General features: G+C 49.0%; 1 protein-coding gene. It reads right to left on the reverse strand.

The features are described from left to right. On the reverse strand, nt 1-220 hold a 220-nt coding region (locus BN202_RS09140), incomplete at its 3' end, for a GPW/gp25 family protein (RefSeq protein ID WP_019220339.1). Nucleotides 221-292: the final 72 nt, after the last annotated feature.

Genomic DNA, 292 nt, shown 5'->3' on the forward strand with positions numbered 1-292 from the left:
GTGGTTCCCATTTGTCTAAAGCCTCGGCAACGGCGGCATAAAGGGCAACGGCAAAGGCATTATTGGCTGGTGCATCAATGAGTTCTCCAACACGTGAACCATAATCACGCCGCATCACCCGCGTGCCAATGCGTGTTGTTAAAATATCAAGAATTGATTGGCGCAAATGATCAATACCGGATAAAGGTTTTCCTGTCATACGGTCCATTCCACTGTTCATTTTGGATCTCCTGTCATAGAACCACCAGGGGAGACACCCCCATGAACATGGGTTGCTCCTACATTGGTGCCG

This window comes from Bartonella florencae (genome assembly GCF_000312525.1).
Classification (GTDB): domain Bacteria; phylum Pseudomonadota; class Alphaproteobacteria; order Rhizobiales; family Rhizobiaceae; genus Bartonella; species Bartonella florencae.